The following is a 25416-nucleotide window of genomic DNA, read 5'->3' as shown; positions in this document are numbered from 1 at the left end:
CCATTTTGCAATGCAAGTCCAGACTGGTCGGCGCAAACGCCATCAGGTCTATGGAAGTCAACTGAACGTGACACCCCGGAGAGTCTTCAATGAGCAGTGTTGTTGCCATCGTCAAAAGCATTGTCGGTCAGGTTTTCGTGGTGTCCCCCGAGGGCGTCCGCCGTGTTCTCGTTGAAGGCGACAAGCTGTTCGCCGGTGACCAGATCGACACTGGCCTTTCCGGTGCCGTGTCCCTGGAACTGGCCGATGGCCGCACCCTCGATCTGGGCCGTGACACCCAGTGGAGCGCTGACGCCCCGGACTCCGGCACTGATCTGGCAGCCGCCACAGCACAAGCCGCGCCATCGGTAGAAGAGCTGCAACAAGCCATTGCCGCCGGTGCCGACCCGACCAAAGACCTTGAAGCCACCGCTGCGGGTCCGACGGCGGCGGGCTCTGGTGGTGCCGCCGGTGGCGGTCACAGCTTCGTGATGCTCGACGCGACCGCTGGCCGCGTCGACCCGACCATCGGCTTCCCGACCGCGGGCATCAACTCTGCTGCGCAAACCACTCAGGACACCACCGGCGGCCAGACCACCAACACCACCGCCAACACCCTGCGTGACTCGACCCTGAGCCTCAGCGCCACGCCAACCATCACCGAAGCCGGTGGCGTGCTGGTGTACACCGCGACCCTGACCCAGGCACCGCTGATCGACCTGACTGTGACGCTGTCCAACGGCGCAGTGATCGTGATTCCCGCAGGCTCGACCACCGGCACCGTCAACGTGCCACTGGCTGCGAACGACACTGTTTATAACGACGCGCCCCAGATCGAAGTAACTGTCACCGGCACCAGCGGCGGCAGCGGCATCACCGTGACGCCGCCGACTACCCCGGCCGTGACTCAGGTCACCGACACCGTCGACACCACCACGGTCACCCTGACGGCCGGCAACACCGTCACCGAAGGTGGCCAGATCACCTACACCGCGACCCTGACCAACCCGGCGCAAACACTGGTGACCGTCACCCTGTCCAACGGCTCGACCATCACCATTGAAGCCGGCAAGACCAGCGGTACTGTCGTGGTCGAGACCCCGGCCAATGACGTCTATGTCAACGGCAGCACCGTCAGCACCACCATTACCGGCACCACCGGTGGCAACTTCGAAAGCCTGGTGCCAAACATCACGCCAGCCGTGACCACCATTTCCGATTCCGTGGACAACACCGGGCTGAGCCTGACCGCCACTGGCAACATCACCGAAGGCGGGCAGATCACCTACACCGCCACGCTGACCAACCCGGCGCAAACACCGGTGACCGTCACCCTGTCCAACGGCTCGACCATCACCATTGAAGCCGGCAAGACCAGCGGTACTGTCGTGGTCGAGACCCCGGCCAATGACGTTTATGTCAACGGCAGCACCGTCAGCACCACCATTACCGGCACCACGGGCGGAAACTTCGAACAGTTGACCCCGAGCACCCAGCCGGCGGTGACCACCATTACCGATTCAAAAGACGACACCGGCCTGAGCCTGTCGGCCTCCCCTGACGTGGCGGAAGGGGGGTCGATTGTTTACACCGCAACCCTGACCAATCCTGCTGGCACAGCAGTGACGGTGACCCTGAGCAACGGCGCGATCATCACCATCGCAGCTGGCGCAACCACCGGCAGCGTGAGCGTCCCGGCCCCGGCCGACGACGTCTATAAAGATGCCGGCAAGGTCGAAGCCACCATCAAGGACGCTACGGGTGGCAACTTCGAGAATCTGGTCACTGATTCGACACCTGCAGTGACCAATGTCTCTGACACGATCGACACATCGACGGTCAGCCTGACCGCCACGCCGACCATCGCCGAAGGCGGCACTGTGGTTTATACCGCTTCTGTCACTTCGCCAGTCACCGGGTCGCCGGTTGTCGTGACCTTGTCCAATGGCCAGACCATCACCATTGCGGTAGGCGCCAGCAGTGGTTCCGTGAGCGTTGTGACGCCTGATGATGCCTTGGCGGGTGGTAACTCCCTGAGCGTCAAGATTGACGACGCCAAGGGTGGCAACTTTGAAAAACTGGAGGTCGATGGCAAGTCGGCAGACACCTCGGTGACCGATACCGTCGACTCCACCAACCTGTCGCTGAGCGCGACGGATTCCGTGGCCGAGGGCGGTTCGATCGTCTACACCGCCACGCTGACCAACGCCGCTGGCTCACCAGTGACTGTGACCCTGTCGAACGGCGCCGTAATCACCATCGAAGCCGGTAAAACCACCGGCACAGTGACCGCTCCGGCGCCTGCCGATGACGTTTACAAAGATGCCGGCAAAGTCGAAGTCAGCATTTCAACCGCCACCGGTGGCAACTTCGAGAACCTGGTGCCGAGCAACGTACCAGCAGTGACTGAAGTTACCGACACCATCGACACCTCGACCGTGAAACTGACAGCGGATACGTCGGTGGCCGAGGGCGGCACCGTTACTTACACCGCCACCGTTGGGGCGCCTGTAACCGGTTCGCCTGTCGTCGTGACGTTGGCCAACGGCCAGAGCATCACCATCGACGTCGGTCACACCACCGGCACCGTCAGCACCACTGCGCCGAACGACGTGCTGGCCGGACATGCTCCGCTGACCAACTCGATCACTGACGTGAGCGGCGGTAATTACGAAAACCTGGTCGCGGATAAAACCCCGGTCAGCACTACCGTCACCGACACCGTCGACACCACCAATCTGTCGCTCAGCGCGACGGATTCCGTGGCCGAAGGCGGTTCGATCGTCTACACCGCCACCTTGACCAACGCGGCCGGTTCGCCGGTCACCGTCACCCTGTCGAACGGCGCCGTAATCACCATCGAAGCCGGCAAAACCACCGGCACCGTGACCGTCGATGCGCCAAAAGACGACGTGTACCAGGACGCCGGCAAAGTCGAAGCAACTATTTCGACCGCCACCGGTGGCAACTTCGAGAACCTGGTGCCAAGCGATGTGCCGGCGGTAACTGAAGTTACCGACACCATCGACACCACAACCGTTAAGCTCAGCGCCACCGAAACGGCGGCTGAAGGTGGCAGCGTCACTTACACCGCCACTGTGGGTGCAGCCGTGACCGGTTCGCCGCTGACCGTGACCCTGGCCAACGGCCAGTCGATCACCATCGACGTCGGCCAAACCACCGGCACAGTGACCACCACCGCGCCAAACGACGTATTGAGCGGTCAAGCTCCGCTGACCAACTCGATCACTAACGTCAGCGGCGGCAACTACGAAAATCTGGTGGCCGACAAAACGCCGGTCAGCACCACCGTCACCGATACTCCGGACACCACCAATCTGTCGCTGAGCGCGACCGACTCCGTGGCCGAGGGTGGCTCGATCGTCTACACCGCGACGCTGACCAACGCCGCTGGCTCACCAGTGACCGTCACCCTGTCGAACGGCGCTGTGATCACCATCGAAGCCGGTAAAACCACCGGCACCGTGACTGTCGATGCGCCGAAGGACGACGTTTACAAAGATGCTGGAAAAGTCGAAGCAACCATTTCGACTGCCACCGGTGGCAATTTCGAGAACCTGGTGCCGAGTAACGTACCAGCAGTGACTGAAGTTACCGACACCATCGACACGACCACCGTGAAGCTCACCGCCACTGAAACAGCGGCTGAAGGTGGCAGCGTCACTTACACCGCCACTGTCGGAGCAGCCGTAACCGACTCGCCGGTCGTCGTGACGTTGGCCAACGGCCAGAGCATCACCATCGACGTCGGTCACACCACCGGCACTATCACCACCACCGCGCCGAACGACGTGTTGACCGGACATGCGCCGCTGAGCAACTCGATCACCAACGTCAGCGGCGGTAATTACGAGAATCTGGTGGCCGACAAAACTCCGGTCAGCACTACCGTGACCGATACTCCAGACACCACCAATCTGTCGCTCAGCGCGACGGATTCCGTGGCCGAAGGCGGTTCGATCGTCTACACCGCCACGCTGACCAACGCCGCTGGTTCGCCGGTGACTGTGACCCTGTCGAACGGCGCCGAGATCACCATCGAGGCTGGTAAAACCATCGGCACCGTGACCGTCGATGCGCCGAAAGACGACGTCTACAAAGACGCCGGCAAAGTCGAAGCGACCATTTCGACCGCCACCGGTGGCAACTTTGAGAACCTGGTACCGAGCAGCGTGCCAGCGGTGACTGAAGTTACCGACACCATCGACACCACAACCGTTAAGCTCAGCGCCACCGAAACGGCGGCTGAAGGTGGCAGCGTCACCTACACCGCCACTGTGGGTGCAGCGGTAACCGGCTCCCCGGTAACCGTGACCCTGGCCAACGGCCAGACCATCACCATCGACGTCGGTCATACCACCGGCACCGTGACCACCGCCGCGCCGAATGACGTGTTGACCGGACATGCGCCGTTGACCAACTCGATCACTGACGTGAGCGGCGGTAATTACGAGAACCTGGTCGCGGATAAAACCCCGGTCAGCACTACCGTCACCGACACCGTCGACACCACCAATCTGTCGCTGAGCGCGACTGACTCGGTCAACGAAGGCGGCCAGATCACCTACACCGCGACGCTGACCAATGCGGCCGGTTCGCCAGTCACCGTGACCCTGTCGAACGGCGCCGTGATCACCATCGAAGCCGGTAAAACCACTGGCACCGTGACCGTCGATGCGCCGAAGGACGACGTCTACAAGGATGCCGGTACTGTTGAAGCGACCATCAAAGGCGCCTCCGGTGGTGATTTCGAAAACCTGGTGACCAGCAACACCCCGGCCGTCACCACCGTCAACGACACCATCGACACCTCTACCGTGTCGCTGACGGCAACGGCGAACGTCGCCGAAGGCGAAACCGTCGTCTACACCGCGACTGTGGCAGCTCCGGTGACCGGTTCACCGGTTGTCGTCACACTCTCCAACGGCCAGACCATCACCATCGCTGTCGGTGAAACCACGGGCACCGTGAACTTCGTCGCGCCGAACAGCCCGCTGGCTGGCGGCAGCTCCCTGAGCGTGACAATCGATGACGCCAAGGGCGGCAACTTTGAAAAACTGGAGGTCGATGGCAAGTCGGCAGACACCGCCGTTTCGGAAACCACTGACACCACCAACCTGAACCTGTCGGCCAGCGATTCTGTGGCCGAAGGTGGTTCAATCGTCTATACCGCGACCCTGACCAATGCCGCTGGCTCACCGGTCACCGTCACCTTGTCGAACGGCGCGGTGATCACCATCGAAGCCGGTAAAACCACCGGCACCGTGACCGTCGATGCGCCGAAAGACGACTTCTACCAGGACGCCGGCAAAGTCGAAGTCAGCATTTCCACCGCCACCGGGGGCAATCTCGAAAACCTGGTGCCTAGCAACGTGCCGGCGGTGACCAACGTCACTGACACCATCGACACGACCACCGTTAAGCTCTCCGCGACTGAAACCGTGGCTGAGGGTGGCACCGTCACCTATACCGCGACGGTTGGGGCCGCTGTAACTGGTTCCCCAGTCATCGTGACCCTGGCCAACGGCCAGACCATCACCATCGAAGTCGGTCATACCACCGGCACTATCACCACCACCGCGCCGAACGACGTGTTGACCGGACATGCTCCGTTGACCAACTCGATCACCGACGTCAGCGGCGGTAATTACGAGAATCTGGTGGCCGACAAAACGCCGGTTTCGACCACCGTCACTGACACCGTCGACACCACCAGCCTGTCGCTCAGCGCGACCGATTCCGTGGCCGAGGGTGGATCGATTGTTTACACCGCCACCCTGACCAATGCCGCTGGCTCGCCGGTGACCGTGACCCTCAGCAACGGCGCGGTGATCAATATCGAGGCCGGTAAAACCACCGGCACCGTAACCGTCGATGCGCCGAAAGACGACGTCTACCAGGACGCCGGCAAAGTCGAAGCGACCATTTCGACCGCCACCGGTGGCAACTTCGAGAACCTGGTGCCGAGCACAGTTCCGGCGGTGACGGATGTGACCGACACCATCGATACCTCGACGGTGAAACTGACAGCGAGCGAAACAGCAGCCGAAGGCGGCGTCGTCACTTACACCGCGACCGTCGGAGCAGCCGTAACCGGCTCGCCGGTCGTCGTGACGTTGGCTAATGGTCAAACCATCACCATCGAAGTGGGCAAGACTTTTGGCACCGCCACTACCACTGCGCCGAACGATGCATTGAGCGGTCACGCCCCGCTGAGCAACTCAATCACCGACGTCAGCGGTGGTAACTACGAAAATCTGGTGGCCGACAAAACGCCGGTCAGCACTACCGTCACCGATACTCCAGATACCACCGACCTCAGCCTGAGCGCGACTGACTCTGTGGCCGAGGGCGGCTCGATTATTTACACCGCGATGCTGACCAATCCGGCCGGTACCCCGGTGACTGTGACCCTGTCGAACGGCGCTGTGATCACCATCGAAGCCGGTAAAACCACCGGCACCGTGACTGTCGATGCGCCGAAGGACGACGTTTACAAAGATGCTGGAAAAGTCGAAGCGACCATTTCGACCGCCACCGGGGGTAACTTCGAGAAGCTGGTGTCGAGCAACGCGCCAGCCGTGACCAACGTCACCGACACCGTCGACACCACCACGGTGAAGCTCACCGCGAGCGAAACCGCGGCCGAAGGTGGCAGCGTCACCTACACCGCCACTGTCGGAGCAGCCGTCACCGGTTCGCCTGTCATCGTGACTTTGGCTAATGGTCAAACCATCACCATCGAAGTGGGCAAGACTTTTGGCACCGCCACTACCACTGCGCCGAACGATGCATTGAGCGGTCACGCCCCGCTGAGCAACTCAATCACCGACGTCAGCGGTGGTAATTTCGAAAATTTGGTGGCGGATAAAACGCCGGTTTCGACCACCGTCACCGACACCGTCGACACCGCTAACCTGTCGCTGAGCGCGACCGAATCCGTGGCCGAAGGTGGCTCGATTGTCTACACCGCGACTCTGACCAATGCCGCTGGCTCGCCGGTCACCGTCACCTTGTCGAACGGCGCGGTGATCAATATCGAAGCCGGTAAAACCACCGGCACCGTGACAGTCGATGCGCCGAAAGACGACGTCTACAAAGACGCCGGCAAAGTCGAAGCGACCATTTCGACCGCCACCGGTGGCAATTTCGAGAATCTGGTGTCGAGCAACGTACCAGCCGTGACCAACGTCACCGACACTATCGACACCACCACCGTGAAACTCACCGCGACTGAAACCGCGGCTGAAGGCGACACCGTTGTCTACACCGCCACTGTCGGTGCCGCTGTGACCGGTTCTCCTGTCGTCATGATGTTGGCTAACGGCCAGAGCATCACCATCGAAGTGGGTCATACCACCGGCACCGTGTCCATCATCGCGCCAAACGACGTGTTGACTGGCCACGCCCCGCTGACCAACTCGATCACGGGTGTAACTGGCGGCAATTACGAGAACCTGGTCGCCGACAAGACCCCGGTCAGCACGACTTTGACCGATACCGTCGACACCACCAACCTCAGCCTGAGCGCCACAAGCTCGGTCGCCGAAGGCGGCTCGATTGTTTACACCGCCACCCTGACCAACGCCGCCGGCTCGCCGGTGACCGTGACCCTGAGCAACGGCGCGGTGATCACCATCGAAGCCGGCAAAACCACCGGCACCGTGACCGTTGCGGCGCCGTCCGATGACGTCTACAACGACGCCGGCACCGTCCAGGCCACGATCAGCAACGCCACCGGTGGCAACTTCGAGAACCTGGTGTCGAGCAACGTGCCAGCCGTGACCAACGTCACCGACACCGTCGACACCACCACGGTGAAGCTCACCGCCACCGGCTCGGCCGCAGAAGGCGGCACCGTTGTCTACACCGCCACTATTGGTGCCGCTGTGACTGGCTCGCCAGTGACCGTGACCCTGGCCAACGGCCAGTCGATCACCATCGAAGTCGGTCATACCACCGGTACCGTGTCCACCACCGCGCCGAACGACGTGTTGACGGGTCACGCTCCACTGACCAACTCGATCACCGACGTCAGCGGCGGTAATTACGAAAACCTGGTCGCGGATAAAACCCCGGTCAGCACTACCGTCACCGACACCGTCGACACCACTAACCTGTCGCTGAGCACGACCGAATCCGTGGCCGAAGGTGGCTCGATTGTCTACACCGCGACCCTGACCAATGCCGCTGGCTCACCGGTCACCGTGACCCTGTCGAACGGCGCCGTGATCACCATCGAGGCTGGTAAAACCACCGGCACCGTAAGCGTTGCGGCCCCGTCCGACGACGTCTACAAAGACGCCGGCACCGTCCAGGCCACGATCAGCAACGCCACCGGTGGCAACTTCGAGAACCTGGTGTCGAGCAACGTGCCAGCCGTGACCAACGTCACCGACACCGTCGACACGACCACGGTGAAGCTCACCGCCACCGGCTCGGCCGCAGAAGGCGGCACTGTCGTCTACACCGCCACCGTCGGTGTAGCCGTGACCGGCTCGCCAGTGACCGTGAATTTGGCTAACGGCCAGAGCATCACCATCGAAGTCGGTAAAACCACCGGCACCGTTTCCACCACCGCGCCGAACGACGCGCTAGCTGGCCACGCTCCGCTGACCAACTCGATCACCGACGTCACTGGTGGTAATTACGAGAACCTGGTCGCCGACAAAACCCTGGTCAGCACCACAGTCACCGATACTCCTGACATTACCAATCTGTCGCTGAGCGCGACCGGTTCTGTGGCTGAAGGTGGATCAATCATCTACACCGCGACACTAACCAACGCCGCTGGCTCGCCGGTGACCGTGACCCTCAGCAACGGCGCGGTAATCAATATCGAAGCCGGCAAAACCACCGGCACCGTGACCGTTGCGGCGCCGTCCGATGACGTCTACAACGACGCCGGCACCGTCCAGGCAACGATCAGCAACGCCACCGGCGGCAACTTCGAAAGCCTGGTGAAAGACCCGGCAGCGGCTGTCACGAGCGTTACCGACACCATCGACAAAACCGAAGTCAGCATCAGCGGCAGCACCTCGGTGACCGAAGGCCAGACCGCCAGTTACACCGTCAGCCTGACTCATCCGGCCCAGACCGAAGTGACGCTGAAAATCGTCTACAGCGGTACCGCCGCCGACGGTTCTGACTTCACCGGTATGTACACCGTGAAGATCCCGGCGGGCGCCAGCAGCGCCAACTTCGACGTCGCGACCATTGATGACAAGATCACCGAAGGCACCGAAAACTTCGTGGTCAAGATCGACTCGGCCACCGGTGGCAACTTCGAGAACCTGGCGATCAGCTCGTCCAACGGCAGCGTCAGCACTTCGATCATCGACAACGATGCACCGCCAGTGCTGGACCTCGACGCCAACAACTCCAGCGGTGCCACCGGGGTCGATTACAAAGTGGCGTTCACCGAAAACACTGCCGGTCCTGGCGTGTCGATCGGCGATACCGACCTGAGCATCACCGACCCGGACAGCACCCTGCTGACTGGCGCAACGATCGTGCTGACCAACCGTCAGCCAGGCGACGCGCTGAACCTGGGCAATAGCGTCAATGGCATCACCATCAATGCCAACAGCCAGGACGGTTCGGTCACGCTGACACTGTCGGGCAATGCGACTCTCGCTGACTACATGCAGCAGATCAAGAACATCACCTTCACCAACAACAGTGAAGATCCGAGCACCGTGCCGCGCATCATCACCGTGACGGTGACCGATGGCAGCAACTACTCCAACACCGCAACCACCACGGTCAACGTGGTGGCGGTCAATGACGCACCGGTCGCAGCGCCAATCAACCTCACCGGCACCGAAGACACGTCTCTGGTTCTCGGCTGGTCGACCTTCGGCGTCAGCGACGTCGACAGTCCGGCCGCCAGCCTGGGAGTGAAAATCACCCAGCTGCCGGGCGAGGGCAAACTGCAGTACCTGGACGGTTCGACCTGGAAAGATGTCGCCACCAACCAGACGTTCAGCAAGGCTGATATCGATGCTGGCAAACTGCGCTTCACGCCGGATGCCAACGAGTCGGGCGTGGACGGATATGGCGGTACCGGCCTGGGCAACAACCAGGCCGATTACGCACAGATCAAGTTCCAGCCAACCGACGGCCAGGCCCTGGGCAACACCGGCACGATCAAGATCGACATCACCCCGGTGGCGGATGCACCGACCCTGAGCGTTGCCGACAACAGCGTGAAGTCCACCGGGCTGATCAAGGAAGTCTGGACCGACCTGTCGGGCCTGGGCACCAGCGGCAACGGTGTGGACTCGACCACACTGAAAAACGTGATCGACGCCGCGGGTACACCGAACTCCAAGGGCACTGTGACCAACGTGCAGTCCGACGGTAGTGTGACCGCCGGCACGGCGTCGAAAACCTCCGGCCTGATCTACCTCGAAGCCGGCAAGACCTACACCTTCAGTGGTGTTGGCGATGACAGCCTGTTGGTGACCATCGGCGGCAAGAACGTGGCCGCGATCACGTGGGGCGCGGGCGGCAACCTCAATGGTTCGTTCACCCCGACCACCAGTGGCTACTACACCCTGGACATCTACCACCACAACCAGGCCGGCCCGGGCAGCTATGACGTCAACCTGTCGGTCAATGGCAGCACGCCGATCGACCTGAGCAGTGCCGGCGTACCGATTTACACCGGCGTGTCGGATCTGGTGAATGCCGGCGTGACCGTGTCCGACTTGCACGGCAGCAATGGCGAAGGCTACTACGACGGTTACAAACTCAACACCGGCGCCGAAGGCACCAGTGTGAAATTGTCCGCCATCACCACCGCGCTGACCGACACCGACGGCTCGGAAAGCCTTAGCCTGAAGATCAGCGGCATGCCGGTCGGCTCGGTGCTCACCGACGGCGCGGGACATACCTTCACGGTCACCGCGTCCAATGGCGAGGCCAACGTGACGGACTGGAGCCTTGGCTCTCTGACCGTCACTCCACCCCCATACTACAACGGCCAGTTCAACCTGACCGTGACCTCGACCTCCACCGAGGTCCTGGGTGGTTCGGCCAGCAACACTTCGCAGATTCCCGTGACCGTGTACCCGGCGGTCTACAACTCCGTCACCGCCACCGCGGCCGATGACACCATCACCGGCACCGACGGCAATGACATCATCGTTGCCGATATCGGTGGCCTGACCGTGGTGCCGGGCACCAACTACAACATCGCGTTCATGGTCGACAGTTCCGGCAGTATGAGTTCCTCGTCGATCAACTCGGCCAAGGACTCGCTGACGTCGGTGTTCAACACCCTCAAGCAAAGCCTGGGCAGCAACTCGGGTACGGTGAACATCTTCCTGGTGGACTTCGACACCCAGGTCAACAAGTCGGTGTCGGTGAACCTCAATGACCCGAATGCGCTGACTCAGTTGAAGGCGATTCTGGACTCGATGTCGTCCGGCGGCGGCACCAACTACGAGGACGTGTTCAAAACCACGGCCAACTGGTTCCAGAGTGCGGACGCCGTGGCCAACACCGGGGCGAAGAACCTCACGTATTTCATTACTGACGGCAAGCCGACTTACTACCAGAGCGGCGAGTCGACCAACCCGACCCTGTATGGCAGCACAACACTCGATAGCCTGATCACCACCAGCAACTATCAGTTGGGTAAAGCGATCAGCCTGTTCCCCGACAGCACGCACCAGATCGACATTACCGCCTCGGGCTACGTGACGGTCTGGACCAAGAGCAGCAACGGCAATGGCAATGGCAATGGGAACGGCAACGGCAACGGCAATAACTGGTCATCCAAGGACTTCGGCTATCTGCATGCCCAGGGCGACGGCACCTACGAGTTCTCGGGTCGTGACGGCGACGGCAACAGCACTGAAGGGAACACCACCAGCAACTCCACCAACAGTTTTACACTGCTGAGTAACCTGTCGAATGTCGAGGCCATTGGCCTCAACAGCGACGTGAGTCTCAACGACCTGAAGCCGTACGACTCGGATCAAACGCCACAAACCAACATCGATCCGAAGGATCTGGCCAACTCGATCATCGGCCACACCGAAGCGACGATGCCGGGCAACGACACGGTCAGCGGTGGCGACGGCAACGACATCCTGTTCGGCGACCTGGTGAGTTTCAACGGCATTGCCGGCGAGGGTTACCAGGCGATGCAAGCCTTCGTGGCACAGCAAACCGGCGTGGACGCCAACAAAGTCACCACCAGCAACGTGCACCAGTACATCACCGAGCATTACACCGCGTTCGATGTGTCCGGTGCCCATGATGGCAACGACAGCCTGCTGGGCGGTGCGGGCAATGACATCCTGTTCGGCTCGGGCGGAAACGACTCCCTCGACGGTGGCAAGGGCAATGACATCCTGCTCGGCGGCACCGGCAACGACACGCTGATGGGCGGACAGGGCAACGACATCCTGATCGGTGGTTCCGGCGGTGACACCTTCGTCTGGAAAGCGGGCGACACCGGCAACGATGTGATCAAGGACTTCAAGGCCAGCGAAGGCGACCGGATCGACCTGCGCGATCTGTTGCAGGGCGAAACCGGCAGCACCATCGACAACTTCCTGAAGATCACCACGGTCGATGGTGTGTCGTCGCTGCAAGTCAGCTCGGCCGGCCAGTTCAACTCGGGCAACGCGGCCGCCGCCACGCCGGACGTGACGATCAAGCTGGAAGGCAACAGCTGGTCGAGCGCCAACCTGCACAACCTGATTGCCGGTAGCGACCCGACCATCAAAGTCGATCACAACAACAGCTGATGCACGAAAACGGCCGCCCTTATGGGGCGGCCGTCACGTTTGCGGCCACTGCCCGGTGACGAATTCGTCGCTGCGCCACATACTGGCGTGCAGTTGACCTATGCTGCTGACAGCACGACGCTGGCTCAAATCCGAGGGGTGCTCAATGTTTTACGTGCAACGCGATGCGCAGGGCCTGTTGGTACGCGTGGAACCCGCCGCCTACGCCGAGGCCACGGAAACGCTGCCGGCCGACAATCATGAGATCCAGGCCTGGTTTGCCAACGCGGCTGTGGAGAACAGCCTCAAACAGCTCAAGCAAAGTGACCTGGAAATGATCCGGGTACTCGATGACTTGATTCAGGTGCTGACCCAGAAAGGCGTGATCCGCGTCACCGACCTGCCGATGGCGGCCCAGGCCAAACTGATGGACCGGACCCAGGCGCGTGAGGCGTTGGGTGGGTTGAGTCAGTTGATCGATGAGGATGAAAGCGGGTTGATCTGATCATTGATCTTCAGTGACTGTTCCAGCCTCATCGCGGGCAACCCAGCTCTAAAGAGTTACTTCCAGGGCTTGGGCTCGCCGAACAACTGGCCTTGCACACCGTATAGCCCCATCTCGCGAATCACCGACAACTCGCCTTCAGTCTCGACCCGCTCGGCAATCAGCGGCAAATCAATGCTGTGCGCCGCTCGCTGGATCGCCTCGATGAACAGGCGTTTATCACTCTCCAGGTCAATGGCCCGAATATAGCTGCCGTCGATCTTCAAGTACGCCAGCCCCAGCCGTGCCAGGTTGCCGATCATGCTGAAGCGTCCACCAAAACGTTGCAGGCTCAGGGAGAAGCCAAGCTCACGCAGGCGCTGGGTCAGTTGTTCCAGCACCGCCTGGTCAGGCAGTTGCTCTTCGCCAATCTCCAGGGTCAGACGCGGGCCGAGGTTGGAATGCGCACGCAATATCTCGAAGATTTTGTTTTGCGCTTGCGGGTCGGCCAGGGTGGCCGACGACAGATTCAGTGCCAGCGACGCCTCATGCCCGTTCATTTGCTCCAGCACCCGCTCAAGCATCAGCCGATCCAGACGCGCAGTCCAGCCGAAGCGCTCCAGCCAAGGCAGAAAACGCCCGGCGGGGATGGTCTGGCCGTGTTCGTCGAGCAGTCGCGACAGTACTTTGTAATGCAGTACCAGTTGTGTGTCCTGGGCGGCGACTACCGGCTGGAAATACAGCTCGAAACGTCGCTGCGTCAGAGCCTGGTCGAGCATCAGATGCCAGGCGTGGTGATCGTCGCCGACACGGGCCGAGAGGCTGTGTTCGATACAGGCCCAGTTCTGCTCGCCCTGGCCTTCGGCCTGCGCCAGCGCCTGATCGCCGAGGCTGAGCACGGTTTGCGGTGAATCGCCGTGAGCAAAAGGCGCCAGGCCGATAGATGCCACGGCAGCCACATCGGTGGCGCCGGTAGCGTGAAGACTGGCCAAGGCACTGTCGAGGTTCTGTGCCAGTTGCAGCGCTTCTGCCCGCACCAGCCCCGGTGCCAGTACGGCAAATTCGCCGCCACGGATACGGGTGACCAGGTTCTGGGTTTCCGGGTATTTGACGCACTCGCGAGACAGTTGCTCACCGACGGCTTTGAGTACTTCATCAGTGCGCTGACCACCGAGACGCTGATTGAGACCGGCCAGATCCTTGACCCGCAACAGCAGCAGATAACCGGAACTGGCCTGCTCCGGGTTGCTCACCCGCGCATTCAGTTGCATCTCGAAATAACGCCGGTTGGCCAACCCGGTCAACGAATCCTGATAGGACTCGACCCGTAGTTTTTCACTGCGCTCGGCCTGCTCCTGGAACAGCGCCTTGAGCTTCTCGACCATCTGGTTCATGGCCTGCACTACCCGGCGAAGTTCGGGAGTGCGCGGCAGTTCCGGCAGGCTGAGGAATTCCCGTCGGGCGATGGCGTGGGATTGCTGGACCATGTAATCCAGCGGCCTCAATTGCTGACGCAGCAACAGCGCACCGAGTACCGCACTGACCGCGCCACATAGCAACAACCAGCCCAGGCTGCCCAAAGCGCTTTGCCACAACTTGGCTAGCGCGAACATCGGGTGGCTGACCACCTCGACCCGGGCAGCCTGTTCCCAGCCACGGCTGACGATCGCATCACCACCGGCGGGCTCCAGGCCGATCAATTTGACGAACCAGCCCGGAACGTTGTTCACCGCCGGAATGCCCGTGCGCTCGACCAGGGTCTGGTCGGTCTTCAGATCGACCACGCGGATGCTCGCGTAGTAACCGCTGTCGAAAATCGAGCTGACCAGCAACTCGACCATCGCCGGGTCGTCGATGTTCGGTGTCAGGGAAAGCGCCAGCGCCGTCGCGGCGTCCTGGGCATGGGAGCGCAACTGGTTGACGTACTGAGTGCGCGAGCTCTCCAGACTGACCATGAAACTGCCGGTGAAGGCGACCACCAGGAACAGACAGATAGCAATCAACAGCTGTTTGAACAAAGACATCTGAGCGTGTGCTCCTAGTTAGTCGTCTCGACCGGGAATCCTTCGGCCTGCATTTTTTTCAACACATCCTGCCAACGCGAAAGGCGTTTGGTATCGCCGACCTTTTTATTGCCCTTGGCACCTGGCAGCCACAACCCTTCTGCATTGAAAGAGTAGACCGGCAGCAAATCCTTTCGCTGGCTGGCCGGCTTGATTGCATCAATCAGGCTGTCGAGCACCAGGGGCTCGGCCTCCGGACTCGAGTAATAGGTCAGCACCATGTGCGCGCGGTTCTGCGTCAGCGCCTTGACATAGGTGATACGCAGCTTTTCACTGGCTACACCGAGGTGACGCAGGCTGAAGTACTTGGCAATAGCGTAGTCTTCACAGTCGCCAGCGCCTTTCCAGAGGGCTTCGATCGGGGTTTCCCAGTAGTCGACTTCGTGCCACAGGTTGATGTCTTCGACGTATCGCAGCTGTGTGTTGAAGAAGCGATTGACCACATTGAGTTGTTCCAGCTCGCCGAGCTGCTTCTGACTGGTCAGCAAGTATTGCCAATCATTAATGCGTTGCTGACCCTCTCCCAAAGGTCCATACAATGCCTGCGCCCGTCGGCTGATCAGGGAAAAATCCCAATCGGCGCTCAAGCTGCCCAGCATCACGCCAGTCAGCAACAATGCGCTGCACAGCCAGCGTAAAATCCGGGGGATCGTTAAACTTGCCGCCAATGCGAGGCATCCTGGATAGGCAGGAGGGAGTCGTTTGAATGGTGAAGGTTAGACCGGGAAAAGACAATGGCACAGTGAGATCACCGGCGGCGCGCTAAACTGCAAGAAAGACAGACGTGAGCTTGTTTGACAAGCCGTCAGTCAGTTACTAGGGTCACTTGGATCCAAAAAAATTCCATCAATCAGGGTGCGTTTAGTGACACAAAAGCCCAACCCTCTCAGCAGTATCAAGGTCAACGGGCCGATTCCCGCTCATATGGCACGCTCGGTGATCGAAGAAACCCTGCGCGCGGCCATACTCGACGGGCGCATTCCTTGCGGTGCGGCCCTGCGCCAGCAAGACCTCGCCGACCTGTTCGGCGTCAGCCGCATGCCCGTACGCGAAGCCTTGCGCCAGCTCGAAGCACAATCGTTGCTCAACGTGATTGCCCATAAGGGCGCCGTGGTTGCGCCACTGGTCCAGGGCGACGCCGTGGAAACCTATGCGCTGCGCATCCTGCTGGAATCCGAAGCCCTGCGTCTCTCGGTGCCACTGCTCCGGGACGAAGATCTCGAACAGGCTGCCCGTCACATCGACCAGCTGGAAACGGAAAGCGACTACACCGAAATTGGCCGGCTCAATCGCCTGTTCCACATGGCGCTTTACAGCCAGGCACCCAATCGCCGGCTGTTGAATCTGGTCGAAGACGGCCTGATCGAAGAAGAGCGGTTCCTGCGTTTCAACCTGGAAGCCATGGGCCTGGGCAAACTCTCCCAGGACGACCATCGGGCACTGTTGCGGGCCGCCGAAGACCGGGACGTCGAACGCTCCGTGAAGCTGCTTGAACATCACCTGAACCGAGGGGTCGAGGTCATTACGCGCTACCTCAATAGCCCTGAAGTCCAGGCCAGGAACAGGTCGAAGTAGTCCGCGACGGCAAGCCCGAGGAACGTACCGAAGGGTTCACCTCGCTTGCCGCGCATTCCCCCCCCCACAAAAAAATGCTCCGCGAATAATTTGATTACAAATCCCCCGCCCCCGTACCACACCGCCCTTGCGGCGCCATGCCGCGCCCCAACGACCCGCCGCCTTAAACCCGACCGTTGCAACGTTTGCGTGATGCCTCAGTAATGGCGGCCACCTCGATTTACGCCCACTCTGGATAACCAGGACAAATAACGGGTGACACTCCGTGCGAATGGAGCAGTCCCTGCCCCCAGAAGCGAAGGAAGGAGCCTCATCACGGGAACGGAAGGATCGGCATCACTCGCGACCCGCTTCCACTCCCTCAGACACCCCCAACGACGCCCGTAAAAAGTTACTTCGAGTGAGGCATTCACTCTTTATTCAATTCTGACTTATATAAGCCGGAAGGAGTAACTACGCCAAAATAAAACTTATGCAAAAAGTCTTATTGAAACTTCTCATCTTCAAAAAAGTTGATTATTAAAATAATACCGAAACAACTTGATCAACACTTTATATGTGTATTAGTTTTTCTTCGCCGTCAGCCACAAACGGCTACAACGCCTCAGCCACTCGGCATCCATGGCACTGAAAAAGATCAATCAGTTTGAGGTACCCGTTCGTCAGGAGAAAACCTTCAGCGAACTTCAGTGCTTGATTACTTCTCACCTCAGATCATTTACAGGCTCATCCATGAAACCAACTAAAGAACGTCTGGTTCAAAAAAAATCCGAACTTAGCGAACACCCGATTTTCTCTGAAATACATTCGCTGCCCGTCCTGCGACGCTTCATGGAAACCCACGTGTTTGCCGTATGGGACTTCATGTCGCTGACCAAGCGCCTGCAACAGGAGCTGACCTGCGTGCGACTGCCCTGGCTGCCACCGCCGGATCCTCAGGCCGCGCGGTTGATCAACGAGATCGTACTGGGTGAAGAGTCGGATGATTGCCCGGCCCAGGGCCACTACAGCCACTTCGAGTTGTACCTGGATGCAATGCGCGAAGTCGGCGCCTGCACCATTGCCATCGAACGCTTCGTGGCCCTGCAACAAGAAGGCGTGAGTTACGACGTGGCCTTGCAGAGCGTCAACGTCGATCCGGCGGCCGCAGATTTCGTTCGCCATACGCTGCACACAGCACTGCATGCGCCGAGTCACAGTGTAGCGGCGGCGTTTCTGCACGGTCGCGAGAGCGTTATCCCGCAGATGTTCCAACGCATCCTCGACGATTGGGGCATCGGCATCGAGCAGGCGCCGACTTTCCGGTACTACCTCGAACGGCACATTGAGGTCGATTCCGAGGACCACGGCCCGGCAGCGGAAAAGCTCCTGTCGCGACTGGTCGATAGCGACCCGCAACGGCAGGAAGACGTGTATGCCAGTGCCATCGCTGCCGTGGAAAATCGCATCGCCCTGTGGGACGGGTTGCGCCTGAGCATGAACCAATCCGTCCTGGAGGTGAGCGCATGAACGCCGCCGACTACCAATCTTTCGCCGACGCCTGGGAGAGCCGAGCGACCATCCGCACCCGCCCGCGCCGCGTGCTGGAGAACGACGACAAGCTGATCTACCCCTTGAGCCGCCAACCGCTGGTGCTGAGCGAAACCTTTCTGCGCGCATGCCCGGAACAACGCGACTTCGCCCAGGTGCAGACGCTCTACAAGTTCATCAACGATGTGGTGATTTTCGAAACCGAGATCGTCGACAAAACCGCCCGCAGCATCGCCAAGAATCGCTTCGCGGTCGAGTTTCCGTTCGCCTGCCGCTACGACGCCATGACTGTGGTGGTGGACGAGGATTACCACGCACTGGTGGCGATGGATTTCATGCAACAGACCATCGCCATGACCGGCATCACCCCCATTGAGTTGCCGGATGAGATCGAGCTGAGCCGGGCGATACCAGCGGCCGTGGCGCTCGCACCGGAGCACCTGCGTAACGCTGTAGAACTGATCTGCGTGGCCATCGCTGAAAACACGGTGACCGGTGATGTCGCCGCGTTCGCCAAGGACGACACGGTCAAGCAATCGATCAAGGGCCTGATGGCCGATCACTTGCTGGACGAGGGGCGTCACTCCGGTTTTTGGGCGCGGCTGGTACGCATCTACTGGCATACCGCAAGTGCAGACGACCGCCAGTGCATCGCGCAGATCCTGCCGGTGTTCATTGCTCATTACCTGACCAACGACATCCAGAAATCCTTCGACTTCCGCCTGATCGACGCACTGCAGATCAACAACGCGACGCGCTACGCCCTCAAGAACGAAGTGTCGGCACTGGCCTTCCCGATCAATCGCCATCACCCGCTAGTGGCCAACATTGTGCGGTTTTTCCACAGCAGTTCGCTGCTCGATTCGCTGTGCGTACAAACCGCCCTCAGCGACTACCTGGTTTGACGAGGAGCCCATCATGAGACGTCTCGACATCTTGCTCAGCGGACAAAGCCAGGCCCTGACCGACCTGGCGCTGGAACTCGAACAACACGGTCATTCACTGTCGCGGATATCCGCACTCGACGAAATGCCGGGGCCTGCGGATCTACTGATCGACGATGGCACGTCGCTTCCGTTCACCTGTCAGGCGCCACGACTGACATTGCAATTGGGCCTTGGCCTGCCGCAGGCGTCCGGCCTGCCATCGCTGGACGTGTTGTGCTGCCATGGCTCAACGCTGCTGACTCATGTCCCAATTGCCGATGAACCGTCGGGCAACGGCCAGGCGTTGCGTATGCAGGCCATGACAGCACTGGTTGACCACGTGGCGCTGCTGGTCAGCCGCTACTCGCGTGATGCCGACTATTTGCGGCTCGCCGAACCCGTCGTACCTGTCCGCTTCGAGCGCATCGAAAGCCTGCGGTTCCTGGACAGCCTCGCGTTCGTGCATCGTCTCAATGCCACCGCCGACCGACGACTGCAGCAACTCGCGCAAACGCCGATGATCGAGAGGCTGGAACAACAATGCATCCAGGGCGCCGACCATCCGGCCTTGAGCATCGCGGCAACACCCTCGACTATCGCCAGTTGCACGCCCACAGCCGCGCCATCCAGCAACGTCTGCGACCGCTGCTGGATCAGCATCAAGGCCAGGTCGTCATCGGGATCTGCCTGCCCAAATGCAGTGCGCTGTATGCTGGAATCCTGGCGATCCTGGGCAGCGGCGCGGTGTACTTGCCGCTGGAGCCGAGCCATCCGTTGCAACGTCAGCAGTACATCCTGTCGAATGCCGGCGCGGTGTTGTTGCTGCATGACGGCGAGCATCCCCTGGCGAGCGAGATGCCAGGGCTGGACATCAGCAGTATCGGCGCCCATGAAGCAGACCTCACTCAACCGTTGATGCGCCAACGCCCCGACCTCGATGCGCCCTGCATGGCGCTCTACACCTCGGGTACCACCGGCCATCCGAAGGGCGTGCTACTCAGCCAGGCCAACCTCGCGCACTTCACCCACTGGTACGCCGACTATGTGCAACTGACCGGACAGAGCCGGGTGTTGCAGTTTTCTTCGTTGAGTTTCGACTCATCACTGATCGACATCTTCCCCACCCTGTTGCAGGGCGCGGAACTGATCGTGCCCGGCGATGACCAACGCCGCGATCCCCTGCAACTGGTGGAACTGATTCGTCATCGGCAACTGAGCCACGCCTTTTTGCCGCCGGCCTTGTTGAGCATCCTGCCACTGGAGCAATTGCAGTGCCTGGATCATGTAATGACCGGCGGCGATGTCTGCGAGCCGTGGGTCATCGAGCAACTGAGCCGCCAGGGCAAGCTCTACAACCTCTACGGGCCCACCGAAGCCACGGTGCTGATTACCGCGCGCAAACTCCAGGCAGGCGACAACAACCGCTCGCTGGGCGCTCCAATCGCCAACAGCCAGGTGTTGATTCTCGATGACGACTTTCAACCGGTGGCCGAACAGACGGTCGGCGAGTTGTACATCGCTGGCCCGGGTGTGTGCCTGGGTTACCTGAACAACCCGCAGCAAACCGCTGAGCGCTATCTGGACCTGAACTTGCCTGATGGCCTGACCCTGCGTGTCTATCGCACCGGGGACATGGCGAAGTGGACGGCGGAAGGGATCGAACTATGCGGTCGGCGTGATCATCAGGTGAAGATTCGTGGCTTGCGGGTCGAACCGGAAGAGATTGAGCGCTGCCTGCGCGACAGCCAGTTGTACCGCCAGGTTGCCGTGGTCATCGATAGCCAGCGGCGGATTCTGGCTTTCCTTGCCCAACCCCGGGAAGACCTCCCCGGCACCGCTCGCCAATCCTTGAGGGCCCACGCGAAACAGCACCTGCCGGACTACATGCTCCCCGTTGCATGGACCGAGCTGGCAGGCATGCCCTACGCCAGCAATGGCAAGGTCGACCGCAAAGCGCTTCTGGAGCTGCCGCTCAACGTCACCGAGTACCCTCCACGACGTCTGCCCGCCAGTGCCGATGAGGCCCTGCTGCTGGAGATCTGGGCCGAATTGCTGGAGCTGCCGGCGAGCGACATTTCCACCGACGAAAGCTTCTTCAATCTGGGCGGGCACTCGATCCTGCTGTCGCGCATGCTCCTGCGACTGCGCGAAGAGTTCGGGCGCAGCATCTCGATCAACCGTTTCATCGAACTGCCCACCCTCGAGAAACTGGCGACATTGGTACGCGGCTCCGGCAGCGAAGAAGTGCTGAGCGAACAGGCCATGCGTGATGTCTTCCGCGAACTGGATGTTCAGCCGCTGCCCGTCAGCCGCATGGGCGATGTGCATAAGGTGATCGTCACCGGTGCCAACAGTTTTGTCGGTGTACACATCGTGGAGGCGTTACTGGCTTGGGGTGCCAGCGAAGTCGCCTGCCTGGTTCGCGACGGCAACGGGCAATCGGCGGACGAGCGCTTTGCCCAGGCGTTGCAGGAGAACCGTCTGGAGCATCTGGATATGAGCCGGGTGCGGGTTTACGCGGCAGACATCACGCGGCCGGAACTTGGTTTGACGGCTGAGGTTTACCAGCGACTGGATCAGGAGTTTGGCGCTCTGGTGCACAACGCGGCCAACGTCAATCACGTCCAAGATTATGAGTCGCTCGCCCGGGACAACGTCGAGCCGATTTTCGAATGTTTGCGCCTGTGCGAAGGACGCAGCAAAAAAATCTTCAACTTCGTCTCGACGCTCTCGGCCTCCAGCACGATATCCGCCGATGGCCGAGTGCTTGAGTTACCGGCCGCCCCCACACCACCGATCTACATCAAGAACGGCTACAACCTGTCCAAATGGGTCGGCGAGCGAATCCTTGAACGGGCGCGGGAGCTTGGGGTGCGGGTCAATCTCTACCGCCCCGGCAACATCAGCTTCAACAGCCTCACGGGTGTGTGCCAGCCGCACAAGAATCGCCTGATGCTGATGCTCAAGGGCTCGATCCAGCTTGGCCAGGTACCGGAGTTCGCCTTGAACTTCGACTTGATGCCGGTGGACTTTCTCGCCCGATTCATCGCCTTCCACGCCAGTCGTTATCAACCGGAACAAGCGGTGTTCAACCTGCACAACCCCGAGCCTCTGAGCTGGGACAACTACGTAGCGTCCTTCCGCGAGGCAGGGCGCGAATTCGCGATGGTCAGCGTCGCCGACTGGCAACAGCAGCTGGATCGGGTCGACAGCGACAACGCGTTGTTCGGCGTGCTGGGGTTCTACCTCAACGGCTTCGAGGAGGACATCGGCGATATCTCGATGATCGGTCACGACAACGCCCAGGCCGGTGTTCGGCTAATGGGCGCGCACTACCCGCAAAAGTCCCCGGCGCTGCTGCGTCGCGGCTGCGACTACCTCAAAGAAATCAATTTCATCTGACTCAACCAAACGGAGCAAAACCATGAGTACTCTGCAACCCGACACCCTGATCAAAAACCCTCAAGGCTGCCACGTGGTGTCCTCGGTGGACGTGCCCGCCGATGCTGCGCAGGTATGGGCCGTAGTCGGTAACTTTGCCGGCTTCGATCGCTTCATCCCGGCGCTGTCGCACATAGAAATGACCGGTGATGGCGTTTCATCGCTGCGCAAAAAGTTTTTCAAGGACGGCAACCTAGTGGTCGAGCAACTCAACTCCCGGGACGACCAGGCATGGCACATGACCTGGACCACTATCTACAACACCCTGGGTGTGGCCAATCTGTGGGCAGCGATGAGCGTTGAACCACTGGATGCGGGCAAGTCCCGAGCCACATGGACCATCATCGCCGAACCGGCCCAGGGCGCCGCCGAGGCGCTGCCGGGCTTCAAGGCTTTCGTACAGGGGTTTGCCGATGATGCGATGAACAATGTGCTGAAACTGTTTGCGTAAGACGTGAAAAGCCCGTTGTGGAGAGGCTCCACAACGGGCTTTCAGTACCCCTGAAACGACAAAACCCCTGTCTGCGTTAGCAGACAGGGGTTTTGGAATTCAATCTTGACGATGACCTACTCTCACATGGGGAAACCCCACACTACCATCGGCGATGCATCGTTTCACTGCTGAGTTCGGGATGGGATCAGGTGGTTCCAACGCTCTATGGTCGTCAAGAAATTCTGTGACCAGCCCGTTAGAACTTTAACGTGCCAGTGAAAATTGGTGACTTCTACTAAAACAAAACCCCTACCTGCAGATGCAGATAGGGGTTTCGGAATTTAATCTTGACGATGACCTACTCTCACATGGGGAAACCCCACACTACCATCGGCGATGCATCGTTTCACTGCTGAGTTCGGGATGGGATCAGGTGGTTCCAACGCTCTATGGTCGTCAAGAAATTCGGGTACTGAGTCGTGACCAGCTGGCCTCGCTTCAGCAAATTGGGTATGTAATAGATTTGTGTGTTTCTCGAACTTTCGGTTCTTTCGTCTTCACACACCGCAATCTGATGCTCTTTCGAGTAGTCAAATTGCTTGGGTGTTATATGGTCAAGCCTCACGGGCAATTAGTATTGGTTAGCTCAACGCCTCACAGCGCTTACACACCCAACCTATCAACGTCGTAGTCTTCGACGGCCCTTCAGGGGACTCAAGGTCCCAGTGAGATCTCATCTTGAGGCAAGTTTCCCGCTTAGATGCTTTCAGCGGTTATCTTTTCCGAACATAGCTACCCGGCAATGCCACTGGCGTGACAACCGGAACACCAGAGGTTCGTCCACTCCGGTCCTCTCGTACTAGGAGCAGCCCCTCTCAAATCTCAAACGTCCACGGCAGATAGGGACCGAACTGTCTCACGACGTTCTAAACCCAGCTCGCGTACCACTTTAAATGGCGAACAGCCATACCCTTGGGACCGGCTTCAGCCCCAGGATGTGATGAGCCGACATCGAGGTGCCAAACACCGCCGTCGATATGAACTCTTGGGCGGTATCAGCCTGTTATCCCCGGAGTACCTTTTATCCGTTGAGCGATGGCCCTTCCATACAGAACCACCGGATCACTAAGACCTACTTTCGTACCTGCTCGACGTGTCTGTCTCGCAGTCAAGCGCGCTTTTGCCTTTATACTCTACGACCGATTTCCGACCGGTCTGAGCGCACCTTCGTACTCCTCCGTTACTCTTTAGGAGGAGACCGCCCCAGTCAAACTACCCACCATACACTGTCCTCGATCCGGATAACGGACCTGAGTTAGAACCTCAAAGTTGCCAGGGTGGTATTTCAAGGTTGGCTCCACGCGAACTGGCGTCCACGCTTCAAAGCCTCCCACCTATCCTACACAAGCAAATTCAAAGTCCAGTGCAAAGCTATAGTAAAGGTTCACGGGGTCTTTCCGTCTAGCCGCGGATACACTGCATCTTCACAGCGATTTCAATTTCACTGAGTCTCGGGTGGAGACAGCGCCGCCATCGTTACGCCATTCGTGCAGGTCGGAACTTACCCGACAAGGAATTTCGCTACCTTAGGACCGTTATAGTTACGGCCGCCGTTTACCGGGGCTTCGATCAAGAGCTTCGCGTTAGCTAACCCCATCAATTAACCTTCCGGCACCGGGCAGGCGTCACACCCTATACGTCCACTTTCGTGTTTGCAGAGTGCTGTGTTTTTAATAAACAGTCGCAGCGGCCTGGTATCTTCGACCGGCGTGGGCTTACGGAGCAAGTCCTTCACCCTCACCGGCGCACCTTCTCCCGAAGTTACGGTGCCATTTTGCCTAGTTCCTTCACCCGAGTTCTCTCAAGCGCCTTGGTATTCTCTACCCAACCACCTGTGTCGGTTTGGGGTACGGTTCCTGGTTACCTGAAGCTTAGAAGCTTTTCTTGGAAGCATGGCATCAACCACTTCGTGTTCCAAAGGAACACTCGTCATCAGCTCTCGGCCTTGGAATCCCGGATTTACCTAAGATTCCAGCCTACCACCTTAAACTTGGACAACCAACGCCAAGCTGGCCTAGCCTTCTCCGTCCCTCCATCGCAATAACCAGAAGTACAGGAATATTAACCTGTTTTCCATCGACTACGCTTTTCAGCCTCGCCTTAGGGACCGACTAACCCTGCGTCGATTAACGTTGCGCAGGAAACCTTGGTCTTTCGGCGT

At 59.9% G+C, this 25416-nt stretch carries 8 protein-coding genes, 3 rRNA genes and 1 pseudogene (1 of these 12 cut by a window edge); 7 read left to right on the top strand and 5 right to left on the bottom strand.

The genetic code is table 11. From position 1 onward, the window contains the following. Positions 1-89: 89 nt before the first annotated feature. Positions 90-12764: a retention module-containing protein gene (locus AC3ITY_RS00635; RefSeq protein WP_489307070.1), complete on the top strand. Its 12675-nt coding sequence runs from the start codon at positions 90-92 to the stop codon at positions 12762-12764. A gap of 145 nt (positions 12765-12909) precedes the next feature. Then, the gene (locus AC3ITY_RS00630) at positions 12910-13248 is read left to right on the top strand and encodes a tryptophan synthase subunit beta (protein ID WP_223460853.1); all 339 of its coding nucleotides are present in this window, start codon (positions 12910-12912) and stop codon (positions 13246-13248) included. Between the two features lie 56 nt (positions 13249-13304). Here the strand turns inward: AC3ITY_RS00630 and lapD are convergent, their stop codons facing one another. Next, positions 13305-15251 (bottom strand): cyclic di-GMP receptor LapD, encoded by a 1947-nt coding sequence (lapD, locus tag AC3ITY_RS00625; RefSeq protein WP_489307068.1) that lies wholly within the window; start codon positions 15249-15251, stop codon positions 13305-13307. Positions 15252-15265: 14 nt separating this feature from the next. Further along, positions 15266-15958: a cysteine protease LapG gene (gene lapG / locus AC3ITY_RS00620; RefSeq protein WP_489307066.1), complete on the bottom strand. Its 693-nt coding sequence runs from the start codon at positions 15956-15958 to the stop codon at positions 15266-15268. A gap of 196 nt (positions 15959-16154) precedes the next feature. On the opposite strand from lapG, the gene AC3ITY_RS00615 reads away from it, so the two are divergent. The 5 genes and pseudogenes from AC3ITY_RS00615 (at position 16155) to AC3ITY_RS00595 (ending at position 23213) form a co-directional block, all read left to right on the top strand. Then, on the top strand, positions 16155-16865 hold the full coding sequence (locus tag AC3ITY_RS00615; RefSeq protein ID WP_489307064.1) for a GntR family transcriptional regulator: 711 nt from the start codon (positions 16155-16157) through the stop codon (positions 16863-16865). 732 nt (positions 16866-17597) lie between these two features. Next, positions 17598-18374, top strand: coding sequence for a DUF3050 domain-containing protein (locus AC3ITY_RS00610; protein ID WP_489307062.1), 777 nt, complete (start codon positions 17598-17600; stop codon positions 18372-18374). After that, positions 18371-19300: a diiron oxygenase gene (locus AC3ITY_RS00605; RefSeq protein ID WP_489307060.1), complete on the top strand. Its 930-nt coding sequence runs from the start codon at positions 18371-18373 to the stop codon at positions 19298-19300. The genes AC3ITY_RS00610 and AC3ITY_RS00605 overlap by 4 nt, the downstream gene beginning before the upstream one ends. Before the next feature lie 13 nt (positions 19301-19313). Then, positions 19314-22723, top strand: a pseudogene (locus AC3ITY_RS00600) (amino acid adenylation domain-containing protein). Between the two features lie 22 nt (positions 22724-22745). Next, positions 22746-23213 carry an SRPBCC family protein gene (locus AC3ITY_RS00595; protein ID WP_489307059.1) on the top strand — a complete coding sequence of 156 codons (468 nt, stop codon included), beginning with the start codon at positions 22746-22748 and terminating at the stop codon, positions 23211-23213. A gap of 103 nt (positions 23214-23316) precedes the next feature. Here the strand turns inward: AC3ITY_RS00595 and rrf (AC3ITY_RS00590) are convergent. From rrf (AC3ITY_RS00590) to AC3ITY_RS00580, 3 genes are all read right to left on the bottom strand, one after another. Continuing rightward, positions 23317-23432 (bottom strand): 5S ribosomal RNA (gene rrf, locus AC3ITY_RS00590). Between the two features lie 108 nt (positions 23433-23540). After that, positions 23541-23656, bottom strand: a 5S ribosomal RNA gene (gene rrf / locus AC3ITY_RS00585). 149 nt (positions 23657-23805) lie between these two features. Then, positions 23806-25416 (bottom strand): 23S ribosomal RNA (locus AC3ITY_RS00580) (it continues 1283 nt past the right edge of the window).

The organism is Pseudomonas sp. GL_091 (assembly GCF_057837725.1).
This window is presented reverse-complemented; position numbering and strand designations above follow the sequence as displayed.